This window comes from Cupriavidus sp. SIMBA_020 (genome assembly GCF_046535395.1).
Taxonomy (GTDB): domain Bacteria; phylum Pseudomonadota; class Gammaproteobacteria; order Burkholderiales; family Burkholderiaceae; genus Cupriavidus; species Cupriavidus campinensis.
Map to the genome: position 1 here is coordinate 1 of NZ_JAWRWU010000049.1, position 540 is coordinate 540.

At 68.3% G+C, this 540-nt stretch carries 1 pseudogene; it reads left to right on the forward strand.

The annotated features are described in order from the left end of the window. Nucleotides 1-126 precede the first annotated feature (126 nt). A pseudogene (locus SB751_RS28080) lies at nt 127-540 on the forward strand (DUF2486 domain-containing protein); the annotation flags it as partial.

Consider the following 540-nt stretch of genomic DNA (forward strand, 5'->3'; position numbering starts at 1 on the left):
TATGCTTTGAACAATTACAAGCAGGGCAGTTAGGTCTTATCACGCCCGCGTCGCGTTGTGTCGTTGTCTTAGGATGCGGCGTGCGCGCGGCCTGCCTCGGCTTCGACTCAAACACGGAGAGCGCACGTGTCCGATTCCAACGACAATTCGATCCCGGTGCTGCACGAGGTTCTCGTACCGGGCAATCCTGCCCAGGCGCGTCCCGCGGCGGCCACGCAACCGGCGGCCGAGCCCGGCGCCCCGCGCGAACCGAGCTTCGCTGTCGAACCGGTGCTTGCGCCCGAACCGGTACATGCGGCCGAACCTGCTCTTGCCCGGGACTCCGCGCAGGCGGCGGAACCCGCGCATCACGCGGAACACGCTCAGCCGAGAAAGCGGACAAGAGCGCACCCCGCCCTTGACTCGCTGCACGAGCGCGAAGCCGCGCTGGCTGCGCAACCCGGCGTGTTCGACCGAACCGAGCCGTTTGCGCCGCTAGAGGCCGGCGCGACCGTGCCGCCGGACATCGCTCGCGAACCCGTCGACCAGGCACAGGCGGGC